Source organism: Fretibacterium fastidiosum, assembly GCF_964642095.1.
Classification (GTDB): domain Bacteria; phylum Synergistota; class Synergistia; order Synergistales; family Aminobacteriaceae; genus Fretibacterium; species Fretibacterium fastidiosum.
Genome location: NZ_OZ209244.1, coordinates 1,774,475 through 1,800,447, shown reverse-complemented (window position 1 = coordinate 1,800,447; position 25,973 = coordinate 1,774,475). Strand labels below are relative to the sequence as shown.

At 66.3% G+C, this 25,973-nt stretch carries 26 protein-coding genes and 1 tRNA gene; 2 read left to right on the top strand and 25 right to left on the bottom strand.

From position 1 onward, the window contains the following. Window positions 1-9: 9 nt before the first annotated feature. Window positions 10-2,730 (top strand): DEAD/DEAH box helicase, encoded by a 2,721-nt coding sequence (locus ACK28C_RS08060; RefSeq protein ID WP_015556284.1) that lies wholly within the window; start codon window positions 10-12, stop codon window positions 2,728-2,730. Between the two features lie 58 nt (window positions 2,731-2,788). Here the strand turns inward: ACK28C_RS08060 and ACK28C_RS08055 are convergent, their stop codons facing one another. Together ACK28C_RS08055 and ACK28C_RS08050 are read right to left on the bottom strand one after the other, a co-directional pair. Next, on the bottom strand, window positions 2,789-3,895 hold the full coding sequence (locus ACK28C_RS08055; protein WP_208872805.1) for a slipin family protein: 1,107 nt from the start codon (window positions 3,893-3,895) through the stop codon (window positions 2,789-2,791). A 308-nt stretch (window positions 3,896-4,203) separates the two neighbouring features. Next, window positions 4,204-4,266, bottom strand: a tRNA-OTHER gene (locus tag ACK28C_RS08050). 202 nt (window positions 4,267-4,468) lie between these two features. On the opposite strand from ACK28C_RS08050, the gene ACK28C_RS08045 reads away from it, so the two are divergent. Next, entirely contained in the window at window positions 4,469-6,823 is a 2,355-nt protein-coding gene (locus ACK28C_RS08045) for a WYL domain-containing protein (RefSeq protein WP_015556286.1), read from the top strand. 75 nt (window positions 6,824-6,898) lie between these two features. On the opposite strand, the gene ACK28C_RS08040 is transcribed toward ACK28C_RS08045, so the two are convergent. The 23 genes from ACK28C_RS08040 to ACK28C_RS07930 all read right to left on the bottom strand — a co-directional run bounded on the left by ACK28C_RS08040 (window position 6,899) and on the right by ACK28C_RS07930 (window position 25,964). Beyond that, a complete protein-coding gene (locus ACK28C_RS08040) occupies window positions 6,899-7,267 on the bottom strand; it encodes a DUF1667 domain-containing protein (protein ID WP_015556287.1) in 369 nt (122 codons plus the stop codon). Window positions 7,268-7,474: 207 nt separating this feature from the next. Beyond that, window positions 7,475-8,725, bottom strand: a complete 1,251-nt coding sequence (locus ACK28C_RS08035; RefSeq protein ID WP_409152031.1) for an NAD(P)/FAD-dependent oxidoreductase — start codon at window positions 8,723-8,725, stop codon at window positions 7,475-7,477. Next, the gene (locus tag ACK28C_RS08030) at window positions 8,722-10,215 is read right to left on the bottom strand and encodes an NAD(P)/FAD-dependent oxidoreductase (RefSeq protein WP_015556288.1); all 1,494 of its coding nucleotides are present in this window, start codon (window positions 10,213-10,215) and stop codon (window positions 8,722-8,724) included. The genes ACK28C_RS08035 and ACK28C_RS08030 overlap by 4 nt, the downstream gene beginning before the upstream one ends. A 129-nt stretch (window positions 10,216-10,344) precedes the next feature. Next, window positions 10,345-11,877, bottom strand: coding sequence for a glycerol kinase GlpK (gene glpK / locus ACK28C_RS08025; protein WP_015556289.1), 1,533 nt, complete (start codon window positions 11,875-11,877; stop codon window positions 10,345-10,347). Window positions 11,878-11,989: 112 nt separating this feature from the next. Continuing rightward, entirely contained in the window at window positions 11,990-12,724 is a 735-nt protein-coding gene (locus ACK28C_RS08020) for an MIP/aquaporin family protein (protein WP_015556290.1), read from the bottom strand. A 194-nt stretch (window positions 12,725-12,918) separates the two neighbouring features. Further along, the gene (locus tag ACK28C_RS08015) at window positions 12,919-13,374 is read right to left on the bottom strand and encodes a YkgJ family cysteine cluster protein (protein ID WP_243440579.1); all 456 of its coding nucleotides are present in this window, start codon (window positions 13,372-13,374) and stop codon (window positions 12,919-12,921) included. Continuing rightward, on the bottom strand, window positions 13,358-13,759 hold the full coding sequence (locus ACK28C_RS08010; RefSeq protein WP_015556291.1) for a hypothetical protein: 402 nt from the start codon (window positions 13,757-13,759) through the stop codon (window positions 13,358-13,360). Before ACK28C_RS08010 ends, ACK28C_RS08015 begins: the two co-directional genes overlap by 17 nt. 14 nt (window positions 13,760-13,773) lie before the next feature. Continuing rightward, window positions 13,774-14,916: a flagellar basal body P-ring protein FlgI gene (locus ACK28C_RS08005; protein WP_015556292.1), complete on the bottom strand. Its 1,143-nt coding sequence runs from the start codon at window positions 14,914-14,916 to the stop codon at window positions 13,774-13,776. Window positions 14,917-14,929: 13 nt separating this feature from the next. After that, the gene (locus tag ACK28C_RS08000) at window positions 14,930-15,532 is read right to left on the bottom strand and encodes a flagellar basal body L-ring protein FlgH (protein ID WP_015556293.1); all 603 of its coding nucleotides are present in this window, start codon (window positions 15,530-15,532) and stop codon (window positions 14,930-14,932) included. Then, window positions 15,529-16,383, bottom strand: coding sequence for a flagellar basal body P-ring formation chaperone FlgA (flgA, locus tag ACK28C_RS07995; RefSeq protein WP_208872808.1), 855 nt, complete (start codon window positions 16,381-16,383; stop codon window positions 15,529-15,531). Before flgA ends, ACK28C_RS08000 begins: the two co-directional genes overlap by 4 nt. A gap of 151 nt (window positions 16,384-16,534) precedes the next feature. After that, on the bottom strand, window positions 16,535-17,341 hold the full coding sequence (gene flgG / locus ACK28C_RS07990) for a flagellar basal-body rod protein FlgG (protein ID WP_015556294.1): 807 nt from the start codon (window positions 17,339-17,341) through the stop codon (window positions 16,535-16,537). Window positions 17,342-17,403: 62 nt separating this feature from the next. Continuing rightward, window positions 17,404-18,210: a flagellar hook-basal body protein gene (locus ACK28C_RS07985; RefSeq protein WP_208872810.1), complete on the bottom strand. Its 807-nt coding sequence runs from the start codon at window positions 18,208-18,210 to the stop codon at window positions 17,404-17,406. A gap of 209 nt (window positions 18,211-18,419) precedes the next feature. Next, window positions 18,420-19,472 (bottom strand): rod shape-determining protein, encoded by a 1,053-nt coding sequence (locus ACK28C_RS07980; protein ID WP_409152030.1) that lies wholly within the window; start codon window positions 19,470-19,472, stop codon window positions 18,420-18,422. Between the two features lie 148 nt (window positions 19,473-19,620). Next, window positions 19,621-20,448 carry a tRNA pseudouridine(38-40) synthase TruA gene (truA, locus tag ACK28C_RS07975; RefSeq protein WP_409152029.1) on the bottom strand — a complete coding sequence of 276 codons (828 nt, stop codon included), beginning with the start codon at window positions 20,446-20,448 and terminating at the stop codon, window positions 19,621-19,623. A 52-nt stretch (window positions 20,449-20,500) separates the two neighbouring features. Then, complete coding sequence (locus ACK28C_RS07970; protein WP_409152028.1) at window positions 20,501-21,292, bottom strand: energy-coupling factor transporter transmembrane component T family protein; 792 nt, start codon at window positions 21,290-21,292, stop codon at window positions 20,501-20,503. Next, the gene (locus ACK28C_RS07965; RefSeq protein ID WP_409152027.1) at window positions 21,289-23,010 is read right to left on the bottom strand and encodes an ABC transporter ATP-binding protein; all 1,722 of its coding nucleotides are present in this window, start codon (window positions 23,008-23,010) and stop codon (window positions 21,289-21,291) included. Before ACK28C_RS07965 ends, ACK28C_RS07970 begins: the two co-directional genes overlap by 4 nt. A gap of 48 nt (window positions 23,011-23,058) precedes the next feature. After that, window positions 23,059-23,418, bottom strand: a complete 360-nt coding sequence (gene rplQ, locus ACK28C_RS07960) for a 50S ribosomal protein L17 (protein WP_208872815.1) — start codon at window positions 23,416-23,418, stop codon at window positions 23,059-23,061. A gap of 3 nt (window positions 23,419-23,421) precedes the next feature. Beyond that, window positions 23,422-24,423, bottom strand: a complete 1,002-nt coding sequence (locus tag ACK28C_RS07955; RefSeq protein ID WP_015556297.1) for a DNA-directed RNA polymerase subunit alpha — start codon at window positions 24,421-24,423, stop codon at window positions 23,422-23,424. An 82-nt stretch (window positions 24,424-24,505) separates the two neighbouring features. Then, window positions 24,506-24,901 (bottom strand): 30S ribosomal protein S11, encoded by a 396-nt coding sequence (gene rpsK, locus ACK28C_RS07950; protein WP_208872817.1) that lies wholly within the window; start codon window positions 24,899-24,901, stop codon window positions 24,506-24,508. Window positions 24,902-24,943: 42 nt separating this feature from the next. Beyond that, window positions 24,944-25,321 (bottom strand): 30S ribosomal protein S13, encoded by a 378-nt coding sequence (gene rpsM / locus ACK28C_RS07945; protein ID WP_015556298.1) that lies wholly within the window; start codon window positions 25,319-25,321, stop codon window positions 24,944-24,946. Between the two features lie 4 nt (window positions 25,322-25,325). After that, window positions 25,326-25,451: a 50S ribosomal protein L36 gene (rpmJ, locus tag ACK28C_RS07940; RefSeq protein WP_208872819.1), complete on the bottom strand. Its 126-nt coding sequence runs from the start codon at window positions 25,449-25,451 to the stop codon at window positions 25,326-25,328. 43 nt (window positions 25,452-25,494) lie between these two features. Further along, window positions 25,495-25,725 carry a translation initiation factor IF-1 gene (gene infA / locus ACK28C_RS07935; RefSeq protein ID WP_015556299.1) on the bottom strand — a complete coding sequence of 77 codons (231 nt, stop codon included), beginning with the start codon at window positions 25,723-25,725 and terminating at the stop codon, window positions 25,495-25,497. 29 nt (window positions 25,726-25,754) lie between these two features. Further along, window positions 25,755-25,964 (bottom strand): hypothetical protein, encoded by a 210-nt coding sequence (locus tag ACK28C_RS07930; protein ID WP_409152026.1) that lies wholly within the window; start codon window positions 25,962-25,964, stop codon window positions 25,755-25,757. Window positions 25,965-25,973 lie beyond the last annotated feature (9 nt).

Here is a 25,973-nt window from a genome sequence, read left to right as displayed (position 1 = left end):
GCGCGAAAGATGGAGTTGAAATCGTATCAACAGGATGTCCTCGCCGATCTGTCGCGTTTCCTTGACTTGTTGAACGAAACGCAGAACAGCAGGGAGGCCTACCGCCGATTGTGGGAGGAGCGGGGCGTGCCCGTGACCGATGGCGGAAAAAGCGGAATGGCGACCTACCGCGTCGGACTGGAGGGTGTGCCGGAAGTGTGCCTGAAGGTGCCCACCGGCGGCGGCAAAACCTTCATCGCTGCCAACGCGGTGCGCCGGGTCTTCAATGCCATGCCCGCCCGTCGCGTGCGGGCCGTAGCGTGGCTCGTGCCATCGGACGCTATCCTGACGCAGACGCATCAGGCGCTCTCCACCGCCAGCCACCCCTACCGCCAGCAGTTGAACCTGGACTTCAGCGGCCGCGTTGAGGTCTATACGAAACAGGAACTTCTGAACGGCCAGAACTTCAACCCCGTGGCCGTGACGGAGCAGCTCTCCGTCTTCGTGCTGTCCTATGATTCCTTCCGGACAAAGAATAAGGAGGGCCGAAAGGCCTATCAGGAGAACGGGAACCTGGCTCCCTTCGCCAGATTTTACAGGGAGCAGGAGGCCGAAAGCGGCGGCGCATCGGCGGAGGCCGACGACACGGCGCTGATACAGGTCATCCGCCGCATGAATCCAATGGTGATCGTGGACGAGAGCCACCACGCCCAAAGCGAGTTGAGCCGGGAGATGCTGGCGAACTTCAACCCCTGCTTCGTGCTGGAGCTGACGGCCACACCGAAGGAAAGGAGCAACGTGATCTCCTTCGTGGACGCCGTGCAGCTGAAGCGAGAGCACATGGTGAAGCTACCGGTCATCGTCTATAACCGCCGAACCCAGGGCGACGTGTACGCAGACGCCATCAGCATCCGGGAGAAGCTGGAGCGGGCCGCCGCCTCGGAGAAGTCCGGGGCGTACATCCGCCCCATCGCCCTGTTTCAGGCCCAGCCGAAGAACAGCACGGACAACGCGACATACCAGAAGATCAGGGACACGCTGGTGGATGCGGGCATCCCGGAGGCGCAGATCGCCATAAAGACCGCCGACCGGGACGAGCTGCGGGGCGTGGACCTGCTCTCGCAGGACTGCCCGGTGCGCTTTATCATCACGGTCAACGCGCTGAAGGAGGGCTGGGACTGCCCCTTTGCCTACGTGCTGGCCACGGTGGCAAACCGATCTTCGCCGGTCGACGTGGAGCAGATACTGGGGCGCGTCCTGCGCCTTCCGCACGCGCGAAAAAACAAGAGCGAGGTGTTGAACCTCTCCTACGTCATCACGTCGTCGGCCGACTTCTACGACACGCTGGAGCGCGTGGTGGCAGGGTTGAACAACGCAGGCTTCAGCAGTCGGGACTACCGCGCGGAGGACTCTGCGCCCGCCGCCGAGGCGGACACGCAACCTTCCGCCCTGCAGCTCCACATCTCCCCCGAAGCGGATTCAATGAACCCATCGGGCGCCCATGAGACTCCAGAGGCAAATGAGGACCAGGACGTGGACGTCGTCGCGCTGAAAACCAGGGTGGCGGAGGCGATGAAACCGGACGAGGATCGCTCGTCGGAACCTGAAATATCCGACGAAATTCCCGGTCATGACCTCTTAGCCCGCGCGCTGGAGCAAAACGCGAAATACGAGGCGGAGATGGAGAAGGAGGAAGGCGGGGACGGCAAAAACGGCGGCGGCCTGTCGCGCGTTCCGGTGGAGGTGCGGGAGAAGATGGAGTATTTTGCGATGCGGGAGGAGTATCGGGAGACGGCGCAGAAACTGATCCTTCCGCAGTTCATGATACAGAAGGAGATGCTCCTGCTCTCCCTGGACGAGGGGGACTACGCCAACTATGAGATCGTGGAGCCGGAGGACCTGACGGTGGACTTCACGTTGCGGAACAAAGACACGATGATCGACTTCAGCACGATGAACACCCAGATCGGCGGCGTGGACGTGGGGGCGAAGGGCGAGGCTCCCAGGGCCTGGAAGCTCTCCGAAGCGGATAGCCTCCAGTTCAAAAAGTGGTTCAGCTCCCAGCCCTCCACCGTGAGGATAGCCGTGTGTCGGCAGACGATCTTCGAGCAGCTTTCGTCAAAGATCAACTGCATCAGCGACGTTGACCTGAGAAAGTACGTCGAGCGCGTCGTGGAGAACATGGACTCAGATCAGCTTGGGGACATGGAGCAATCGCCCTTCCCGTACTTCAGGAAGATTCAGGAAAAGATCAACGCGCTGCTGACGGAACACCGAAGGAAGCGTTTTGAGCTTCTGCTGAATCAGGGAAAGATCATCTGCCGTCCCTCCTTTCGTCTGCGGGAGGTCATCTCTCCGGTCCGTCACACCGCGGCGATCGCAAAGTCCCTCTACACCGCCGAGGAGGACATGAACGGCTACGAGCGGGACATGGTGATGGAGCTTTCCGGTATGGATAACCTGTTGTGGTGGCACCGGAACATCGCCAAGCGGGAGTTTCAGATCAACGGGCCCCTGCACGCCTACCCGGACTTCATCGCAATGACCAAAAGTGGCAAAGTCTTGATGATCGAGGCGAAGGGCGACCACTTGGAGAACGCGGACTCACGGGAAAAAGCCTGGACCGGGGACAAATGGGCCAGCGCGGCAGGGAAAGACTTCCGCTACTACATGGTGTTTCAGCAAAGACAACCGGGCTGGCCGGGCACGTGTAATATAGAAGCATTCAAAGCCATCGCTCGCGGGTTGTAGGGAGAGATACCACGAGAGAGGCACCCTCTCCATCCCTGGCGTTACCTTAAAAATCCAGTTACCTTTCGTCGGACTTCGTCCCGCTGAGGGCGGTCATGGTCCGCAACTGCTCCAGGATCCCGGAGGCGTTGTCCAGCGAGATGGATCCTACCTTCTCACAGATGCGTTCCAGGTACTCCAGCTCCTTCAGCTTGAAGAGTGTGGCGTTCTCCTCCATGAGCTTTGCGGTGTTCAACAGGCTGCGGGTGGAGGCCACCTCCTCGCGTCGGGTGATGACGCTGGCCTGGGCCTTCTTCTCTGCGACCAACACCGTGTTCATGATCTCCCGGATCTCGCCTGGCAGGACGATGTCCCGAAGCCCCGCGGAGACGAACTCCACGATTCCGTCATGGGGCAGGGCCTCCAGGACCAGGGAGCCCAGGTCGTTCCTGCGCTCCAGGAGCTCGTCGAACCGCAGGTGTCCCACCACCTCGCGCAGGGCCAACTGAAGGGCCGCGTAGAGCTGGCGCTCCGGGTCCTCCTGTTCCCGATACAGGCGCACCGGGTCCAGGACTCGGTACGTGCAGACGAAGTTGAGACGAAGGGCCACCTTGTCCAGGGTCAGAATCTCCTGGCCCGCGACGTCCACCTGGCGGATGCGCAGGTCGCAGGGCGTCCAGTCGATGTTCCTGCCGTTTCTCCAGAAGAAGTACCGTCCCGGCTCCAGCAGGCGCTCAAAGCGTCCGTCCACGTACAGCAGGGCGACCTCGTGGGCATCGACCTCCACCCGCTCACAGAGCGAGTTCGGGATGGCCTCCTGGACCAGCGGAGGCAGGGTAGCGGTATCGTCCTCCGTATCCACCAGCTTGAAGTCGTGGCTCCTGAACACCTTCCAGTAGGTGTGCTCCCCCGGCTCCAGCACGCCCGCAAAGCGTCCGTCCACGTAGTGCAGGGCCACGTGCCCGTCGGAGACCCGCACCGTCTCTACCTCCCGCGCGAAGTTCTCGTCACGAAGGTAGACCGGCAGCGGGATGTCGGCGTTCAGGGGCTCGTCGTTCACGTCCAGCCGACGGACTTCCTCTCCCAGAAAGCGAAACAGTCGGTGCTTGCCCGTTCCCAGCATCCTCACGAAGCGACCGTTGCGAAAGAGAAACGCGCGCTCGTTCTCGCCGACTGTGATCTTCATTTTTTCCTCCTTAAAATTCATTCCGGGACGCGCCTTTCGTCAATCAGCGTCCTTGAATATTGATGGAATACGGCGTCGCCCCTCTGTCCCCGTGGGGCTCCGTTCCGTCCGGGACGCGCCGGGCCGGAGCCGTCCCCACCGGGGAGGCCTGGGCCACAGCAGGTCCGGGACGGGGCCTCGGACGCCTCGAGACGGTTTCAGGGGCGTCCGGCCCAAACTGCGACCGAACCGGCAAAGCGCCATATCCCATCGTTCCGACTTCGTCGTTTTGTTTCTACGCAACTCTACCATTGAGCTACCCGGCCTCCCGGCCGGAGCGGGATTCGAACCCGCAACTTCAGCCCTGCGCTCTGCCTTTGAGCTATCCGGCCTCCCGACCGGAGCGGGATTCGAACCCGCAACCCCAGGATTCCTCGCGGCGGCTCAGCGGAACGCCCAGGAGCAGTGCTCAAGGGCGCCGCCGGACTTTTTTGAGGTCCCCCGACGCGCTGAATACAGGATAACCGATCGGGGCAAAAAGTTCATTCAAAAAAACTTGCGAACTTTGGGATACGCGGGGGGAGGCGGCATGGTATGCTGAACGAAAGGGGCCGGGAGGCCCCGTTTCAGGACGAAGGGGGAAAGGAGATGCGTTTTTCGGAGCTTGTCAAAAGCCTGGATCGGGCGCGCCGCTATCTTCGGGATTTCTACCTGTTCGGCTACCGGACCCGCGAGGAGTACGAGGCGAGGCGAAGCTACGACAACGAGCGGCGGCGCATCGAGAGCTGGCTTGGCGACTCGATGCGCCGCACCCCCGCGCCGGGCGGCCGCGCCGTCTCCCTCTGCCTGGACGCCGCGGACGAACCGCGCAACCCGCTCTACGCCCTGTGGGCGACCAAGAGCTTCACCCGAAACGACATTCTGCTCCACTTCCTGCTGCTGGACCTCCTGAGCGACGGTGCGTCCCTCGCGGCGGACGAGGCGACTGACGCCCTGGCGGAGCGCTGGGGCGAGGTCTTCGGCACCGCGACGGTGCGCCTGAAGCTGAAGGAGTACGCGGAGTTGGGGCTTGTGGAGGAGGTCGATTCGGGACGCCGCCAGCGGTTCCGACTCGCGCCCCTGTGTGCGGAGGACCTGGGCGGGGACCTGCTGGAGGCCGTCGATTTATTCACGGAGGCGGCTCCCTTCGGACAGATCGGCGCCCGCATCCAGGACGAGTTGGGGCGGGTCAACGTCCTCTTTCGCTTCAAGCACGACTTCCTGGTCCACACGCTGGACGACGCGGTCCTCCTGACCCTGCTCACGGCCACGGCCGAGGGTCGGGAGGTCGTCCTGAAGCTCCGCGACCGCACCGTCTCCGGGACGCCGGTCAAGGCCCTGTTCGGGCTTCAGAGCGGGCGGCGCTACGGCGTCCTGCACCGGGGCGGGCGCTTCACCCTGATCCGGCTGGACCGCGTGGATTCGGCGCGGCTGGGGGAGCCTGTCCCCGACTTCGAGGCCAAGCGGCAGGCCTTCGACGCCCTCCTCCCCCGCCTGTGGGGAGCCAGCCTTCCCTACCCACTTCGAGAGGAGCGGGTGCGCATGGTCCTGACCACGGAGGGACGGAGGGAGCGCTACGTAGCAGAGCGCCTAAAACGAGAGGGGCGCGGGGGGAGTGTGACGGAGCGGCCCGACGGGACGATCGTCTACGAGCGGCGGGCGTCGGACTCCATGGAGATGCTTCCCTTCCTGCGGACGTTCACGGGACGGATTCTGAGCCTGAAAGGCGACAACCGACGGATGCTGCGGCGCTTCCACGACGACCTCCGCCGCATGGAGGCGCTCTACTCCGGCGACGGCGGGTCCGTCCCCTGCGGCCCGATGCCGAAGGAGGGTTCGGTGCCAAGAACGGCCCGCAGCGGCTCGAAGGGGAACGCCGCAAGCGACGGCGGGCGGTGCAGGGCAGCGGACGCGCTCTTTCACGAGGCCTTCGGGCGCTACTACGTCATCGCGGCCCGATTGCTGGAGCGGGCCGACCGGGAAGGCCCCCTGACCCTGGAGGCGATCCGACGGCGCGTCGCCCGGTGGGGCTTCGCCGAGACCCCCGCCCTGATGCTCCCTCCCCTGACGGAGGGGGAATGGCCGCTCTTTCAAAGGGGGGCCGACCGTGCCTTCGTCCCCCGTCTCCGCTCCGTTCGCCGCCCGCTCTCCACGCTGGAACGGCGATGGCTCGCCGCGCTGCTGGAGGACGAACGGATGGGGCTCTTTCTGGAGCCGGAGGCCCTGCGCCGCGCGAAGGCCCGGCTGAGCGGGGCTGCGCCGCTCTTCCGGGCCTCGGACCTCTGCGCCTTCGACCGCTCCCACGACCCCGATCCCTTCCGGGACGAGGAATACCGCAGCGTCTTTCGCACGGTCCTGACGTCCCTTCGGGAGGGGCGGCTCCTGTGGGCGCGCTTCACGTCGGGGCACGGTCGCGAGGTCCGCGGGAACTTCCTGCCCCGAAGGCTTCAATACTCCCTGAAGGACGACCGGTTCCGCCTCCTCGCCCGGCGCGCCGACCCAGGGCTACCGGCTTGGGAAGAGACGATCAACCTGGCGCGCATCCAGTGCGCCGTCCTCGGCACGAGGTACGCTGCAGCCGAGGGCGCGGCCCTCCCTTCAGCGCGGACGGAGCCGGTCGTGCTGCTGCTGACGGAGGAACGGCAGGCCATGGAGCGGGCCCTTCTGCACTTCGCCAGCTTCCCCTGCCGTCCCCAAACCGGACCCAGCGGGGAGCGCCTGCTCCACATCCTCTATGACACCCAGGACGAGAAAGAGCTCCTGATCCGCGTCCTGGCGTTCGGCCCCCTCGTCCGGGTGCTGGGGCCGGAGCGCTTCGTCGAGATGGTGCGCCGGCGGGTCCGGGAGCAGGCGCGCCTCCTGGGCCATGCGGCCCCGCAGGGGGAGGGAGACACGAAGGGTGCGGTTTAGCGCCCCCGCCCCGTCAACCGACGCCCCCTTAAACGACCATCGCACACGGCGCGCTCCCCCCGCCCGCAGATGGGCCTACAAAGCGGACAGGTCGCGGCTCGCGACGATGTCCACGTCCGTGCCGCAGGCGCCCTTCAGGATCGTCTGTCCGATTGCGATGGGCGCCGGGACCTCCAGCTCCCCCACGGCCCGCGCGATGTCCAGGAGCTTCCCCTTGGGCGCCGGGGTCCGGCTCCGCACGGGACAGACGGGCAGCCGGCCGCCCTTCACCCGCACCGTGGAGGCAAACACCCGGCAGGGGTTCTTCACCTCGGACTCAGCATAGGTCTTGCCCCGCGGGCAACTGTTGCCGCTCACGCTCACGATCGCGTCCCCGTCCAACGCCACGGTCAACCCGCAGCCCAGAGGGCAGGAGACGCAGATAAACTTCCGTTCCCTCGTCATTCCAGCACCACCGATCCCTTCCGGTCCCGTCAACGCACTGGCTCATACCAAATCGCGTCTAATGTGGATTGCCTCCCCTGAAAGGGGAGGTGCCGCCAAGGGCGGCGGAGGGGTTCGCTCTTAGCCTACTCAACACCCCCCAGCCCCTTCGGGGCAGCCCCCCTTGCAGGGGGGCCTTTCTTGCCCTTCTTTAAACGCGAATTGGTATCAGGCCGGCTGGACGTCCACCACGATCTCTTCGGGGTTCGCCGCGCGGACCCGCTGCGCCTCAATGTGCGCCTCGCACATCTCTCCGGGGCGGGCGTAGCGCAGGCGCCGGGAGAACAGCCCCGGCTCCGCCGTTACCTGACACGCTCCCTCGATGGGGTGGGTGACGCGCATGTAGATCGTGACGTCCGTCTCCCCCGTCACGCACTGGGGCAGGAAGAGGCGGACGTTTTCGCCGCCGCGCACTGGAATGGCCCGCGCCGCGGACAGCTCGCCGCGGGCGTAGCGCGCCGCGTTCTCCCCGGCCCTCAGCCCCTCGTCGCTCACGTTGTCCACGAGGTCGTAGACGATCGACACGTTGCCCGCCGCAAAGACGGAGGGGCGGCTGGTCTGCAGCAGGTCGTTCACCACGGGGCCACCCGTGACGGGGTGGATCGCGAGGCCCGCCATGCGCGAGAGCTCGTTCTCCGGGATGAGCCCCACGGCCAGCAGGAGCGTGTCGCAGGGGACGAATCGTTCGGTGTCGGGGATGGGCGCGCGGCGTTCGTCCACCTTCGCCACCGTCACCCCCTCCAGGCGGTCGTGGCCGTGCACGCGGGTCACCGTCGTCTCCAGGTGGAAGGGGATGCCGTAGTCGTCGAGGCACTGCGCGATGTTGCGCCTCAGGCCACCCGCCCAGGACATGACCTCGTAGACCCCCTCGACGGACGCGCCCTCCCACACCATGCGGCGGGCCATGATCAGGCCGATATCCCCCGACCCCAGGATGACCGCCCGCCTGCCCGGCATCCCGCCCTCCATGTTGACGAAGCGTTGTGCCGTTCCGGCGGTGTAGATCCCGGCGGGTCGGGTGCCCGGAACGCGGATGGCCCCCAGAGGGCGCTCGCGGCATCCCATGGCCAGCACCACCGCGCCCGCCGTCAGGCGCTCGATCCCGCGCTCCCGGTTCATCGTCCAGAGCCCCCCGTCCGGGTCCATCCGAAAGACCATCGTGTTGGTGAGGAACTCCACCCCCGCCTCCCGTGCCTGTTGAACGAAGCGGTGCATGTACTCCGGCCCCGTCAGCTCCTCCTTGAACGTGCGCAGCCCGAAGCCCGGATGGATGCACTGCTGAAGGATGCCGCCAAGGTCCCAGTCCCGCTCGGCCACGACGACGCGCTCCGCGCCGGCCCGGCGCGCCCCGATCCCCGCCGCGATGCCGGCCGGTCCCGCCCCCACGATCAGGACGTCGATCCTGTCCTTGCCGTTCATGACCGCGCCTCCTCTCCTCGCCCCTCGTCGAGAAGGAACTCCTTCGCCCCGCCCAGCAGGAGCCGGGAGTTCCCGCCGTGCCGCGTGACCTCGGTCAAGGGGATTTGAAGCTCCCGCGCCAGTATCTCCGCCACCCGCGGGCAGCAGAAGCCGCCCTGGCAGCGGCCCGCCCCCGCGCGGGTCCATATCTTGACGGCCGCAACGGTCCGCGCGCCGCGCCGGATGGCCTCCAGCACCTGAGCCTCCGTCACCGTCTCGCAGCGGCAGACGATCTGTCCCCAGGCGGGGTCCTCCCTCGCCAGCCGTGCGCGCTCCTCCATCGGGAGCTCCGCAAACCGGGGGATGCCGCGCCGCTCCGGAACGAAATGGGGGTTGGGCTCAAACGACGCTCGGTCCCCCAGCTCCGCGCGGATCATCTCCGCCACGTGGACGGCGATGGCCGGGGCCGACGTGAAACCCGGCGACTTGATCCCCGCCACGTTCACGAAGCCGCGGGGCGCCTTCAGCGCCTCGATGACGAAGTCCCCCGTGTCCGTGTTGGCCCGGACGCCGGCGAAGGTGGTGATGTTCAGGTTCACGGGGAAGTTGGGCACGAGGCGCCGCGCCCCCTCCAGCACCTGCGCCAGTCCTTCCGGGGTCGTCGCGGTGTCGTCCCTGTCCTTCTGGACCGTGGCGGTGGGGCCCGCCAGCAGGTTGCCCTCCGCCGTGCGGGCCACGGTGACGCCCTTGCCCCGTTCCGACGGGCAGGCGAAGAGAAAGCTCGTGACGAAGTCCCCCGCCGTGCGGTCCAGCAGGAAGTACTCGCCGCGGGTCGGTGTGATGTGGAAGTCCGGCTCGCCCGCCCAGGAGGCGACCTCCTCGGAGTGAACCCCCGCGGCGTTGACCACGATCGGGACGTACACGGGGCCGCGGTCCGTTTCAACGCCCCGCACCTCCCCCCGGTCGTCCAGCATCAGGCCCGTAACCCGCGTTTCGAGCCGAAGGACGGCGCCGTTGATCTTCGCGCTCTCCATAAAGGCCACGACCGCCTCAAAGTTGTTGACGATGGCCGCCGTCGGCGACCACAGAGCCGCCTTGACGTCGGGTGAAACGTTAGGCTCGTTCCCGCGCAGCCTCTCCCTCGTCACGATCTCCAGTCCGGGGACCCCGTTCGCCCTGCCCTGCACCAGGAGCTTCTCCAGGTGCGCCATGTCCTTGTCGTCGAAGGCGCAGACGTAGGAACCGCACTCGTCCAGGTGGAAGTCCAGCTCGTCCTTCAGCGCGTGGTACATGCGGTTCCCCTCCGGACAGAAGCGCGCCTTCAGGGTGTTCGGCGAATCGTCAAAGCCGCCGTGGATCATGGAGCTGTTGGCGCGGCTGGCTCCCGACGGCAGCTCCGCTGCCCTGTCCAGGACGACGACGCGCACCCTCCAGCGGGTGAGCTCGCGCGCCAGGCTCGCCCCCACGACGCCCCCGCCTATGATGGCGACGTCAAACTCTTCGCGGGACATTGTGTTACCCCCTCCCCACATTGCCTGTGCTACAAAGGCGGGCAGCCCAGGGTTGAGCGGGCTGCCCGTTCGTTGACCTTCATTTGCCGCGCAGGAAGCGGCCGGCGGCGCGGGACAGCCGGAGCCGACCTACTCCGTCCAGCCGCGGGACTTCTCCACGGCCTTCTTCCAGCCGGCGTACATCTTCTCGCGCTTCTCCGGCAGCGACAGCGAGGCGAACTTACGGTCGACGGCCCAGTTGGCCCGGATCTCGTTCTCGTCCTTCCAGAAGCCCACGGCAAGGCCTGCGGCATAGGCGGCGCCGAGGGCCGTCGTCTCGTTCACGACGGGGCGCACCACCTCGACGCCCAAAATGTCCGCCTGCATCTGCATCAGGAGGTCGTTCTTCACAGCGCCCCCGTCCACCTTCAGGCTGGTGAGGTTGACGCCCGAATCCTTCTGCATGGCGTCGATGACGTCGCGGGTCTGGTAGCAGATGCTCTCGAGCGTCGCGCGGATGATGTGCGACTTCTGGACGTAGCGCGTGAGTCCCACGATGGCGCCCCGCGCGGTCATGTCCCAATGGGGCGCGAAGAGGCCGGAGAAGGCGGGGACGAAGTAGACGCCGCCCGAATCCTCCACCTTGGAGGCGAAGAACTCCGTGTCCGGCGCGGCATCGACGAGCTTCAGGTTGTCGCGCAGCCACTGGACGGCCGCTCCGGCGATGGCGATGGACCCCTCGAGGGCGTAGACGCACTTGCCCTGTTCCCGGCTGTAGAACGCCGTGGTCAGGAGGCCGTTCATGGACTGGATGGGTTTCTCCCCGATGTTCATCAGCATGAAGCAGCCCGTGCCGTAGGTGTTCTTCGCCTCGCCCTTCTTGAGGCACGCCTGCCCGAAGAGCGCCGCCTGCTGGTCGCCCAGGTCCCCCGACACGGGGATCTCCGCCCCGAAGGGCCCGTTCTTCGCCGTCATGCCGAACACGCCGCTCGACGGCATGATCTTCGGCAGCATGGCCTCCGGGACGTCCAGGAAGTCCAGCATGGCCTTGTCCCACTGCAGCGTTTCGATGTTCATCAGAAGGGTTCGGGAGGCGTTCGACACGTCCGTGACGTGCACGCCGCCGTTGGGACCGCCCGTGAGGTTCCAGATCAGCCAGCAGTCCGTGTTTCCGAACAGCAGTTCGCCGCGCTCCGCGCGCTCCCGCGCGCCGGGCACGTTATCCAGGATCCACTTGATCTTGGTCCCGGAGAAGTAGGGGTTGATCAGGAGCCCCGTGTGGTCCTTCACCTTGCCCTCGCCCGTGACGGTCTGCTCCCAGCCGGGCATCTTCTGCCACTGGGCACAGAAGTCCTGCGTCCTCACGCACTGCCACACGATGGCGTTATAGATGGGACGGCCCGTCGCCTTGTCCCACACGACCGTCGTTTCGCGCTGGTTGGTGATGCCGATGGCGGCGATCTCCGCCGGTGAGATGCCGCCGCGCTCCAGCGCGTTGCGGATGACGTCCTGGGTGCGGGACCAGATTTCCATCGGATCGTGCTCGACCCAGCCCGGATGGGGGTAGATCTGCGCGTGCTCCATCTGGTCCGAGCACACGGGCAGGCCCTTCTTGTTGAAGATCATGCATCGGGTGCTGGTCGTGCCCTGGTCGATCGCGGCCACGTACTTCTTCTCCGACATGACAAAACCTCCTTTACGCAAACGGACCGACCTCCCGCCCCGTTGAGTGCGGCAGCCGGCCTCCATGGACGAAAGAGGGCCGGAGGACAAAAGCCCCCGGCCCCGAAAAACGCTACATCAACCCAAAAGCGCGGCAGAAGAAGAACGCAACGGCGGCACCGGCCCAGGGGCCGATCGTGCCAACCCAGGCGTAGCCCCAATCGGAATCGCGCTTGCCGGCCATCGGGAGGACGAAGTGTGCCACGCGGGGACCAAAGTCGCGCGCGGGGTTCATGGAGTAGCCCGTGGGGCCGCCCAGCGCAGCGCCGAGGACGTAGATCAGGCCACCCACCATGAAGGCGCCCATCCAGCCGCCCTGCCCGCCGACGCCCTTCGAGAAGATGCACATGATGCCTGTCACCAGGAAGAACGTGGCGATGACCTCCGTCAGGAAGTTGCAGGGGTAATTCCTCCTGGCCGGCCCCGTGCAGAACACGGCGAGCTGCGCGTCCGGAGCCGTCCCCTCCCAGTGGTTCAGATAGGCGAAGTAGACGATGACCGCCCCAAGGAAAGCGCCGACGAACTGCGCGGCCATGACCACCAGGGCCTCGTTCGCCGCGTAGGTCCCGGCCATGAACTTCGCCAGGGTGACGGCAGGGTTGATGTCCGCCTGGGGCGATCCCGTCGCCTGGGCGGCAAAGATGCCCATCACGACGGCCCATGCCCAGCCCCAGTTCACGTGGACCCAGCCCGCTCCCTCGCCCTTCGATCCCTTCAGCGCCGTCGCCGCGACGTCGCCGTCGCCGAACACGATGAGCACCAACGTACCGAAAAACTCGCCAAAAACAGGACCCAACCAAGACTGCATCTCAATTTCCTCCTTATGACCTGCCGGTTCATGACGAACTCCGCCCAAAACTCGGGCTTCCCACAACACACAACAGCATAACGAAGAAAACACCTTCCAAGAGCAACGGCTTAAGTTTGAATCCACAGACAATTTTAGTGTAGGACACTTGGGGACTTCTGTCAATTGGCTTCGAGAGTTTTAACGTCATCCCGTCACCGGCCGCCCTCCCGCGCCGCAAGCCAATTTCGGGCGCTGCGGGTCCATTCCTCGATCTCCGCCGCGCTGCGAAGCGGGCCCTCGTTCATGCCGGGACAACGGCGGGCTTCGGCGTCCCACGCCGCGCGCGACTGGAGGAGCTCCGGCCAGAAGGGGAAGGAGCGGCACTGTTCGGGCCGCACCGCGTAGATGAGGCACCGCGCGCTCCCGGCATCGTAGAAGACGCAGTGGCCGTTCGACCGCTCGGCGAAGCTGGGGCTTCCCCACCGCATCGTGACGAAGCGGCGCTTGAAGTCCGAGGGGTCGATGCCGAGGAACTCCACGACGGCACGCCCCTCCTCCTCGGAAAAGAAAACCGCTCCGGGCCCCCAGCGACAGCAACGGCCACATCCGAAGCACCCAAAGCGAAGGCCCTCGCTCCACCAGGGCAGGGCCTCATGCGCGGGCGTCAAAGGAGACGGGGGCCTCCGCGTCCCCGGCGTCCTGCCCTTCGCCGTCCGCTCGCTCCCGCTCCTGTTCCGCGGCGACGCGCTCGATCATGCTGTCGTAGAGCATCTTCCACAGGCCCGCGCCTCCCGACCTCTCCACCAGTTCGTCGCAGGCCATCTCCAACGACAGGTCCTCCATCTGCTTCCAGGGCCGGTCCTTTGAGGTGGTGAAAGAGCGCGCCGTGTTCCGCATCTCCTTCCACAGCTTCGCCCACAGGATGGACTCGAACTGCTGGCAGGACTCCCGGAGCCGCCCGGCCTCCTTCGACCGGTGGACCTCCGGATCGACCTCCGTCCTCCGCGCGCGACCCGCGCGGGAGGCGCTCTCCCGCAGGGCGTCGATCGTCATCTCCCCGTCCCCTCCTACATGTTCACCAGCTGGCCGTGCAGCGCGCCCGCCTTGTCGATCGCCTGAAGGATCGTGATGATGTCCCTCGGCGTCGCCCCTATGGCGTTCAGCACGCGCACCATGTCGCGGACCGTCGTGGTGGCCGGCATCGCGATCATGCTGGCCCCGTCCTCGTTCACCGTGATGTCCGTCCGGATTTCAACGCGCGTCTCTCCGCCGCTGAACGCCTCCGGCTGCACGACGTTCGGGTCGTCCTTCACGGACACGGTCAGGTTCCCGTGCGCCACCGCCACCGAGCTGATGCGCACGTTGCCGCCCATCACCACCGTCCCCGTCCTCTCGTTCACGGCCACCCTGGCCACCATGTCCGGCGTGATCTCAAGCCGCTCCACGTTGGCGAGGAAGGCCGTGGGAGCCGCCAGGTATTGCCCCGGAAGGTTGACGGCCACCCGCCCCGCGTCCACGGGGGACGCGATGGCCCCGAACTTCTGGTTGATCGCGTCGGCGACGCGCTGAGCCGTGGTGAAATCCGGGTCGCGCAGGAGAAGCGCCATCTGCCCCCCCAGGGTGAAGTCCGAGGGGACATCCCTCTCCACGATCGCCCCGCTGGGGACGCGCCCCACCGTGGGGACGTTCTTCGTCGTCGAAGCGGAGCTTCCGTCCGCCGCCCATCCCCCCACCAGCACGGAGCCTTGGGCCACCGCATAGACGTTGCCATCCGCAGCGTGAAGGGGGGCCTGTATCAGGGTCCCTCCCTGAAGGCTCTGAGCGTTGCCGATGGCGTTGACGCTCACGTCGATCCTCTGCCCCGGACGCGCGTAGGGCGGAAGCGTCGCCGTCAGCGAAACCACCGCGACGTTTCGAGTCTTTACCTCGTTCGGGGCCAGCGTCACGCCGAAGTTGCGCATCATGTTCCGCATCATGTGGGTCGTCATGGCGGAGTTGTCACCCGTCCCCCGCAGGCCCGTCACCAGCCCGACCCCCGTCAGCTGGTTGTCCCGTGCGCCCTCGATATCCGCGATGTCCTTGATGCGGACCCTGGGGTGCAGTTTGGTGAAGTCCATGTCCTGAAGGTTGACGGAGGCCGTCGCCCCCGCGGTCTGCAGGCCGACGAGGAGGCACGCCAAGACGAAACCGAGAGCTCGAAAGCACTTCATTCGCCGCTTCTCCTTAGAACACGGCCTGCAGGATCTGTGAGATGATCCCCGGCTTCTGGGTGCGGGCGATGGCGCCGCGCCCCTTGACCGCCAGCTCCGCGTTGGCCACGAGAGAGCTGTTGATCTGGTTGTCGCTGTTGACGTCCTGGGGGCGGATGACGCCCACCAGCTGAATTTGCAAAGTTTCCTCGCTCGTGCGGACGTCGCGCGTCCCCTCGATGACCAGGTTCCCGTTCGGCAGTACCTCGGTCACAAGACAGGCCACCGTGGCCGTGGCGTGGTGCTTCCGTTCGAAGGAGCCATCGCCGGCGCTGCTGTTCTTGCTGGTCAGGGAGAGAGCCCGAATGAACTTCAGGATGCCCGTCCCGTCGCTGACGGAATTGCTGGAGGACTTCTTGAGGTCCATCGTCGCCTCGTCCTTGGCGTTCGTCCTCTCGTTCACCAGGACGGTCACCACGTCCCCCACTCGCCCCGGTCGCACGTCAACGATCCAGTTCGTCCGGTCGTCCCACAGCGAGGCGGCGTCGGCCGCCCCGGCAAGGAACGTCCCCAAAAGGGCGCAGAGCGCAAGGGCCGTGAGCGCAGCGCCCCTCCCCTGCCTAAAGCAAATCTTCATGGGACCGTCACCTCCACCGTGTTCTCATCAATGATTCGCGCTTCCAAAACCGCGTTCTTCCGGTCCGTCCGCCGCACGCGGACCACGTCCCCCGGCTCGCCGTCGTCCAGAAGCACGCCCTCTGCCGTCGCCGTGAGGCCGGCCAGCCGGGCCACCACCTTCACCGGCCGTCCCTTCCTGACGAGGGTCGGAGAGGTCAGGAGCTCCAGAAGAACGGGCTCCCCCTGATTCAGGGTCCGGCGCGGGATAAAGCCCAAAACCTGCTCCGCCCGCTCGGCGTAGACGCCCGGACGGGCGATCTGCACCTGGCGCGTCATGAGGTCCTGCTGCCGGATCGGCCGCCCCCTCTGAAGGGTCCGCGCCGCGACCTGAACGTCCTGGCGCCACGTCATCCGCACGGCCAGCGAGCGCAGCCGCCCCGCCTCGTCCTGAAACCGCAGGGTCGCCGCCGGCGTCCCCGGCACCATCGAGGCCGGCGCCACGAGGCGTCCCGCCGGGACGGGGCCCGAAGCGGCGACCTCCACCGCGCCGTCCCACCCTGCCAGTGATTTTATCATAGATGACAGGGAAACGTCAGAGCGGGGGGCGGGGGCCTGAGGGGCGCCGACCTCGCCCCCCGAAGGCTCCACCCGCACCACGGCGGGCATGGTGAGCTCCACACGAACGCCCTCAAGCCCGCTGGCCCGGATGGCCTGAAGCACCTGCTCCCGCGTGAGCACTCCACCCTCCTCGGACAGGAGCAGGGCGGACAGGGCCTCCTTCGCGTCCTGTGGCCCCTCGATCCCGGCCACCTCCCCCAGCGTGAACGCGCTGTCCGCCGTGTGGAGGACGGCGGGAAGGGTGACGCGCACGCTGAGGCCATGGGCCCCCTGTGCCGCGGGGGCGCACAGGGCGAGGCAGATGAGGAGGGACAGGGCCGAAAGACAGCTCCCAAACGCCGCTCGGATAAAAAAAAGGCGGAGAGGCCTCCGCCCTGAAGGACAGGACACGGTCCCCTCCGCGCTAGCGCTTCAAGCCGTTGGCGATCCGCAGGAGCTCATCCGCCGTCTGAATCCCCTTGGAGTTCGCCTCGTAGGCCCTCTGGGCGATGATCATGCCCACCATCTCCTCCACCACCTGCACGTTGGACATCTCCAGCACGCCCTGGCGCACCGTGGGCATCCCGTTCTGCCCCGGCTGCCCCACGATGGGCGCGCCGCTCGCGCTCGTCTCCAGGAAGAGGCGGTCGCCCAGGGCCCGAAGCCCCGCGGGGTTGATGAAGCGCGCCAGCTCCAGCTGGCCGATCTCTTGCGGCTCCGTCTGGCCGGGGATCGTCACCATCACGCGGCCCGTCCGGGTCAGCTGCACGGAGGTGGCGTTCTCCGGGACCACCATGGCCGGCTCCAGCAAAAGCCCGTCCTCGCTGACGATCTGGCCGTCGCCGTCGATCTCCCACGCGCCGGCGCGGGTGTAGGCGATCGTGCCGTCCTGCTGGGTCACCTGAAAGAAGGCGTTCTCCCCCGCCATGGTCTGTCCTGCGATGGCCCAGTCCATCTTGTTGTCCGTGATCTGAAAGTGGCCCTGCGTCATGAAGCTCGGCGTGGCGGTGACACGCGTTCCAAGCCCAACCTGCACGCCCGTCGGCACGGTGGAGTTCGGCTCCACGGGCGTCCCCGGCTCGCGCCACACCTGATAGAGCAGGTCCTCGAAGTCGGCCCTGCGCTTCTTGTACCCCTGCGTGTTGACGTTCGCGAGGTTGTGCGAGACGACGTCCAGGTTCGTCTGTTGGGCGATCATGCCGGACGCGCTGCTCCAGAGCGCTCGTAACATCGTTGCATCCCCCTTTTTCGGGTCACGGAAACGCCCTGCGGCGCTTCCCGAATCGTCCTCCGCTATCCTCTGCTGTAGGACGTGATCAGCTTTCCCGTCTGCTCGTCGTGGGTCATCAGGGCCTTGGAGGCTGCCTCGTAGGCCCTCTGGGCCTCGGTCATCCGCACCATCTCCTCGACGACGCTGACGTTCGACTGCTCCAGCGCGGCCGAGATGAGGCGGGCGTTTTCCACGGCCTCCGGGTCCCCGGACTGCACCGTGGGCTGAAGGAGGTTCTGCCCCGCCTGCCGCAGGTACGTCGGGTTCTGGAAGGTGTAGAGGGGAATGGCCCCCACGGCCTCGCCGTCCGCGACGACCTGTCCCGTCCGGGTGACGGACACGCTCGTGGCCTGCCCCACCTCGATGCCGCCGCCCTCGCCCTGGAGCGTCATGCCGTTGTGCGTGATGATGACGCCCTCGCTATCCAGCGTGAAGTTGCCGGCGCGGGTGTAGAAGGTGTTGCCCCTGCTGTCCTGCACGGCGAAAAAGCCGTCGCCGTCGATGGCAAGCTCCAGGGGGTCGTCCGTCGTCTTCACCACGCCGGGCCGGATGTCCGTGACGTCCTCGGAGTAGACGGTCGCCAGGGCCAGGGTGCCGATCGTCTGCCTGCCCTTCCAGTTCATGGTGAAGGGCGGCGCCGTCATGATCTTCGTCTCGGCGTCCTCCGAGACCTTCTCGTGACGGTCCATGTAGGCGCTGAACTCCGCGTTTGTCGAAACCCGCTTTCTGTAGCCGCTCGTGTCCGCGTTGGCCAGGTTGTTCGTGGTCACGTCCAGGTTCGTCTCCTGCACCAACATGGCGGAACAGGCCGCGTAGAGCCCTCGGTTCAAAAGATCACGCCCCCTAAGGAAACATTGCCTAAGTCGTTGAGAACTGTCAACCGTATTGTCTCCCCTTAGCGCCTGGAACCCCATCAGACCGCGCGAAGCGCGTGGGGATTGGGGCGTAGCCCCATTTTAAAATTTTAGGGAAGCGCTGAGGGATACCCTTCGTTTGACGCTCCTTGATTGCTTTCAACAACTTTTTAAGCAGCGCTTCCCTAAGTCAATAACGACGCCGGCGCCCCTTCTTGAGGTTCACCAGGATCCCGCTTCTGCCGGAGCTTCCGCAGGCTGTCGATCTCCGCCAGCGCCCGCCCCGTCCCCAGGGCCACCGACTCCATCGGGTTCTCCGCCGTGAAGCAGTTGATGCCCGTCTGCTGGGCCACCAGCTCCGGCAGGCCCCGCAGGAGGGAGCCGCCGCCGGTCAGCACGATGCCCCTGTCTATGATGTCGGCTGAAAGCTCCGGGGGCGTTAGCTCCAAAACGTTCCTCACGCCGTCCACAAGGGTCTGGACCATCTCGCCGATCGCCATGTTGACGGCGGAGCTGGTCACCTCGACCTGGCGGGGCAGGCCCTGCACCAGGTCCCGTCCCTTGATCACCATGCGCTGGTCCTCCTCCAGCGGGACGCAGGTGCCAATCATGATCTTTAGGTTCTCTGCCGTCTGCTCGCCGATCGCCAGGTTGTACTGCCGGCGAAGGTAGCGCATGATCCCTTCGTCGAACTTGTCGCCGCCGAGGCGCAGGGACTTCGAGACGACCACACCCCCCAGGGAGATCACGGCGATGTCCGTCGTCCCTCCGCCGATGTCCACCAGCATCTTGCCGCGGGCCTCCTCCACGTTGAGGCTCGCCCCGATGGCCGCGGCCATGGGCTCCTCGATGAGGTAGGCCTCGCTGGCCCCCACCTCGAGGGCCGCCTCCAGCACGGCACGCCGCTCCACGTCCGTCGCGCCGGACGGCACGCAGATCATGACGCGGTTGCGGAAGAAACGCTGCCATCCCTTCGTCACGCGGCGCATGAAGTGCTGCAGCATCGCCTCGGTCATGGAGTAGTTCGCGATCACCCCGTCGCGGAGCGGGCGCACGGAGACGATGCTCCCCGGCGTGCGGCCCACCATGTTCTTCGCTTCGTAACCCACGGCCAGGATGTTGCCCGTGTCCTGATCCACCGCCACCACCGACGGCTCCCGCAGCACGACGCCGTGTTTCCTCTCGTAGATCAGGACCGTCGCGGTCCCCAGATCGATACCGATATCCGTCCCAAACATCGCCTAACCCCCTCGGGAGTCCTCTCCTCACAAGCGCTCCCTCGTTGGAACGCGATCCTTCAAATTTCGTGCATCCATCACGGTGCCGGCCGTGCCCGGCCGCTCCGGGGGAGGTTCGACGGGCACGCCAAAGCCCCTGCTCCCAACCCTATCCGTCCTCGTCCTCATTCAGGTCGGACGGCCAGGGGCCGAAGAACGCGCCCTCTCCGCCCATGGGCGGCAGGAGCGGAATCTCCCGATAGGCCGCGCGCCAGAACCACAGCCCACAGGCCGGGGCGGTCATGGCCGCGTCCTTTCGCGGCGCCCCCTGCAGCAGGCTCTCCAGCCAGGCCAGGGGGCGTTCCCCCCGCGCCACGGCATCGACGCTGCCCGCGATGATGCGCACCATGTTCATCAAGAACGACGGCGCCCGAACCGTCAGCACCGTCATCGGTCCCCACCGCTGGAGCCGGACGCGGTCGAGCCTCCGCACGCTCCGTTCCGGGCACTCCCCCGTCTGACAGAAGGCGCGGAAATCGTGCTCCCCCTCCAGCGCGCGGCAGGCGTCCCGTGCGAGGTCCGTGTCCCAGGGGGCCGTCCTCCACCAGACGAGGCCGTTCATGTGGGGCGGGCAGACCCAGCCGTGCCACACGAAGTAGCGGTACTCGCGCCAGAGCGCGCTGTAACGGGCGCTGAAGGACGGGGGCACGGAGAAGAGCCTCATCACGCGGACGTCCTCCGGCAGATGAAAGTTCACCGCGAGGCGCAGCCGCTCCTCCCGCCACCTCCGGCCGAGGGCGAAGGACGCCACCTGCCCCAGGGCGTGGACGCCCCGGTCCGTGCGGCCCGCTCCCGTGACCTTGACGGGCGCGGGCGAGAGGCGCGACAGGGCGGTTTCCAGGGCCTCCTGAACGCCCATCGCGTCCGCCTGACGCTGCCAGCCGCAGTAGCGGCTCCCAACGTAGGCCAGCTGAACGGCGTACCGCCATTCCGTCACCGAGAGCCCTCCCTCCCCTGGGCGCCCGCGGTCTGCGGTCCGCACCCGTACCTCAGCCGCGAAACGCCCTCCACAGGAGGAGCGAGGCGGCAAAACACGCACATAAGATTGTAGCGCCTGTGTCGCTTTTTTTCCAGTGCAAAGGGCGCCGTCTCGTCCTTCCCGCCCCGCCCCCGTAGCCCCTGGCCTCCATGGCCAGCGCGATGTCGTCCGCCCTGCGGAAGACGATGACGAAGAGCGGGATGAGCACGGGGAAGAAGGCCACGATGCGGCGAAGGACCCCTCCCTGGTCCAGCCGGGCCCCGCGGGAGATCTGCGCGCGCATGATGCGGTCCGTCTCCTCCATGAGGAGGGGGATAAAGCGGAGGGCCATGCCCACCATCATCGCGCACTCGCCGGCGGGGAATCCCAGCCGGGCGAGGGGGCTCAGGAGTTCCTCAAGCCCGTCCGCCATCTCCAAGGGCGCCGTCGTCAGGGGGAGGAGCACGGCGAAGAGCATGAGGATCAGGAGGCGGAAGGCGCTGAATCCCCCCGTCCGCAGGCCCAGGAGGAGGTCGCCCTCCCCCAGCCAGATCGAGGCCACGCTGAAGGCGAAGGTGAAGGCGACGAGGAAGAAGACGGGGCGGGCGGAGCGCAGCACGGCCGCGAGCGACAGGCGCGAGAGGCGGAGGAGAGCCGCGAACGTCAGGGTAGAGAGGGCCACGGCGGGGGCGTCCCCCGCGGCGAAGGCCCCGGACACGAGGCACAGGAGCCCCAGGAGCTTCGCCCTGGGGTCCAGCCTGTGAACGATGGAATCGGTGGGGACGTACTGCCCCATGACCATGGAGGAAAAACGCAAACTCAAGCTCCCCCTCTCGCCGACGATGGGGACGGGCGCTCAAAGTCGGGGGAGAACCCCTGCCTCAGGAGGTCCCACAGCGCCTCGACCCGCCAGACCAGGGGGAAGGACGGATGCCGCGCCCGGAGGCGGGCGGACACCTGAAGGGCCCCCGGCCACACGTCGGGCCGGAGCGCCTCCATCAGGGACGGCAGCACCTCCTGCGGCGTGCCCTCCGCCAGGCTCCGCCCCCCGTCCATGACCAGCACCCGGTCGCTGAAGCAGAGCGCCATGTCCAGGTCGTGGGTGATGGTGACGACGCTCCTGCCCTCGTCTCGCAGCCGCGTCAGAAGGGCCAGGATGCCGCGGCGGTAGGCGGCGTCCAGCCCCGCCAGGGGCTCGTCCAGGACGACGCAGTCGGGCCCGGCGGCCAGCGTCGAGGCGATGGCCGTCAGCCGCTGCTCCCCTCCCGAAAGCTGGAACGGGCTTCGGGACAGGAAGTCTTCCCTCAGCCCCACGGCCCTGAGCGCCCCAAGGACGGCCTCGTCGAGCGCCTCCCCCTCGAACCCCGCGTTCGCCGGCGCAAAGGCCAGCTCCTCGCGGACGGTGGGCGAGAACAGCTGCCTCTCTGGCATCTGGAAGACGAGGCCCACGCGCTGCCTCAAGCGGTAAAGCGCCTCCCCGCTCTGGGGCAGGGGCTCCCCCTCCAGGAGGATGCGGCCGGCCTGAACCCTGTAGAGGCCGTTCATGTGCTGTGCGAGGGTGGACTTCCCGCTCCCCGTCCGCCCGACGATGGAGAGCCAGCCGCCTTGGGGCACATCAACGGAGACGTCCGAGAGCGCCGCCACGCCGTCCGATCCGTCGTCAAAGCGAAAGGCGAGGCGGCGCACCTCGATGAAGGGCGTCCGCCCGGCCGGGGAAACCCCATCGCGCCACCGAGGCAGGTTCCCCACCCGCCCCTCCAGCGCGCGGCAGATGACCTCGGCGTCGGCCGACGGAACGTCAAGGCCCAGCTTCCGAAGCCTCTCCGTCAGCCGACGAAGGGGAGGGAGCTCGAACCCCAGCGACTCCGCCATGGACCAGAACGCATCGGGTGGCCCCTGCCAGGCAAGGCGGCCCCTGGACAACAGCAGGACCCGATCCACGTCCTCGAAGTTCTCCAGCTGGTGCGTTACCTGGATCAGGGTGACGCCCGAAGCGTGTACCCGCCGCAGGACCTCCTCCACCTCCAGGCGCCCCTCCGGGTCCAGCATCGAGGTCGGCTCGTCCAGGATCAGACAGCGCACGCGGGCGGCCAGGGCTCCGGCCAGCGCGACGCGCTGCTTCTCCCCGCCCGACAGGGCGGAGACCATCGCCCTGCGCTTGTGCCGCATCCCGACCCTTTCGAGGGCCCAGTCCACGCGGGCCTGAATCTCCTGCGGGGGCAGGCCCTGATTCTCCGGCGCAAAGGCTGCGTCGTCCTCCACCACCGCCCCGACGATCTGGTTCTCCGGGTCCTGAAAGACGACCCCCACCAGCCCCCGCAGCTCCCGGAAGGGGAGGTCCTGCGCGTCGCGTCCGGATATAAAACAGGCGCCCCGCGATGGAACCTGCAGGGCGCCCATGATCTTGACGAGCGTCGATTTTCCGGACCCGTTGTGGCCCAGGACGGCGACCCTCTCGCCGCGGCCGACCCTGAGTGAGACGTCCTCGAGCGCCTGGCGCGCTCCGTCGTAGGAAAAGGAGACGGAGCGCAGCTCAAGCATGGGCGGGTGGGAGGCCTTCGATCCGTTCAAGGTTCAAGGACGGCGCGCTTACTTCTCGATCAGCTGGACGACGGCCATCTCGGAGCCGTCGCCCGCGCGGACGCCCAACTTGACGATGCGGGTGTAGCCGCCCTTGTCGAAGGACATGTAGCGGGGGGCCACCTCCTTGAAGAGCTTCGTCGCGGCCTCCTTGTGGGGCATACGGGAGAACACGACGCGAATGTCGTGCACCGAGCCGCCGCGAGCGCGGGTGATGAGCTTCTCGGCAACGCGGCGAAGCTCCTTGGCGCGGGTGACGGTGGTCCTGACCTGTCCGCTCAGGAACAGGCTGGCCGCCATGTTGCCCAACATCGCCATCCTGTGGCTGCCGTATCGGCCGAGCGTTCTATGATCCACACGGTGTCTCATAGGTTAATCCTCCTTACCTGCTTTTTCCTTTTTCTCGCGCAGCTTTAACCCCGCGCTTTCCAGTTTTTCCTCAATCTCGGTCAGAGATATCTTTCCGAGGTTGCGGATCTTCAAGAGGTCCTCGCGGGATTTCTGAAGAAGATCCCCAATCGTCTGGACCCCACCCCGCAGCAGGCAGTTCTCGCTGCGTATGGAGAGCTCCAGCTCGCGGACCGGCCTGGCAAGAAGTTCCTCGTTCCCCGCCGGCCCGATCCTCCTGTCCGCGCCCAGGTCGATGTCGTAGGCGCCGCCTCCGACGCCGTCCGGCCCGGCCTGGCCGACGCTGGCCACGATGTAGCTGAAACACTTCTCGATGATCTGGGCCGCCTCGCCCACCGCCGCGTCCGGGGCGATGATCCCATTGGTCCAGACGTCCATCGCCAGCCGTTCAAAGTCGGTCCTCTGCCCGACCCGCGCCGCCTCCACGCCGTAGTTCACGCGGAGCACGGGGGAGAAGATCGCGTCCGTAAGCAGCGCGTCCACGGGGAGATAGGCCGGCCTGGGGCGCTCGGCGGAGAGGTAGCCCGTCCCCTGCTCGATGTAGAGCTCCATGCTGAGGTGGGCCCCCTCCTCCATGGTGCAGATCTTCGCGTTCGGGTCGATAAACTCGATCTCGCCGTTCTCCGGGATGTCTCCGGCCGTCACGAGCCCCGCCCTCTCAACGTCCAGGGAGACCACGCGAACCTCCTTGCTCTTGGAGCGGACGGGGATGTGCTTCAGGTTCATCAGGATCTCCATCACATCCTCCCGCACGCCAGGGACCGTGCTGAACTCGTGCAGCACCCCGTCAATGCGCACCGACGTGATCGCAGCGCCCCGGATCGAAGAGAGGAGCACCCTTCGAAGCGCATTTCCCAACGTCATTCCATACCCGCGTTCCAGGGGCTCCAGGTACAGGCGCCCGTAAGTCGGAGTGTTCTCCTCCAGCTTAAGCACCGGGCGCAAGATCTCCAAGGTTTCCAACATAGTTTACGCTCCTATTCTTCGCAGACGCCAGGGGCCGCATTCAATCGCGCCCATCAACTTCCAGCCGCCGATCAAGGGGCGGTTAGACGCGGCGTCTTTTCGGCGGCCGGCAGCCGTTGTGAGGAATGGGGGTCGTATCCTTGATGAGGTTGACCTGAAGTCCCGCCGCTTGCAGGGAGCGGATCGCGGACTCGCGGCCGGGGCCGGGGCCCTTGACGATGACGTCGATCTCCTGCACGCCATGATCCTGAGCGCCCTTGGCCACCTGCTGGGCCACGATCTGCGCCGCGTAGGGGGTGGACTTGCGGGTCCCCTTGTAGCCCACGTTGCCGCCGCTGGACCAGGAGATGACGTTCCCCTCCTTGTCGCTGATGCAGAGGATCGTGTTGTTAAAGGTGGAGTAGATGTGGGCCACTCCATAGTTTATGTTCTTCTTCTCACGTTTTTTGCCCTTGCGGACTGCCGTTCTCTTCGCCACGCGAGTTTCGCCTCCTCTAAAAATTCCGTTCAGGCCCGGCCGCTACTTCGTGGCAACCTTCTTGTTGGCCACCGTGCGGCGCTTGCCCTTGCGCGTCCTTGCGTTCGTCTTCGTCTTCTGACCGCGGACGGGAAGTCCCAGGCGGTGCCGAAGTCCCCTGTAGCACCCGATGTCCATCAGGCGCTTGATGCTCATGCTGACCTCACGGCGCAGGTCTCCCTCCACGACGTAGTGCTCCTCAATCTCGCGGCGCAGCTTCTGAGCGTCATCCTCGCTGAGGTCCTTCACCCGGACGTCGGGGTTCACGCCCGTCGCCGCCAAAATCTTCCTGGCGGAGGGCACTCCGATGCCGAAGATATACGTCAAGGCAATCTCGATGCGCTTCTCGCGCGGAAGGTCCACACCTGAAATACGAGCCATTCGACTACCTCCTCACACCCTGGCGCTGCTTGTGACGCGGGTTACGGCTGCAGATGATGTGAACGACGCCATGACGGCGGATCACCCTGCAGAACTCACAGATCGGCTTGACCGACGGTTTAACCTTCATTGCTCCCACTCCTCGAAAAAAGAACTCGAAATAAGGTCAGCCCTTATTTATAGCGATATATAATCCTTCCCCGGCTCAAATCGTAGGGAGACACCTCGACCAGCACCCTGTCCCCCGGAAGGATGCGGATGAAGTGCATCCTCATCTTCCCCGAAACGTGCGCCAGAAGCTTGTGCCCGTTCTCCAGCTCCACGCGGAACATGGCGTTGGGGAGAGGTTCCGAGATCACTCCCTTAGCCTCGATGACTTCCTCTTTGCCGCCTGCGTTTGCCATATGCTGCCCTGCCTCTCCGTTCTGAAATCTCAATCTAAGCGCATCCCGAGCCCTGCGAGAATCTGGCAGAAGCGGCCTCGGTCGATGTTCTTACCCGCCTCTATCAAAGCGACCAACTCCGCCGCGCACTGCGGCGTCACCTGAACATGCCTTGGATTCTTCTTCTTGGGCTGCAGAACATTGAACCGCTCCGCATCCGCCAAAGCCAGTCGATTTCCGTCCAGGAAACCGACGACCACGTAAAGCCT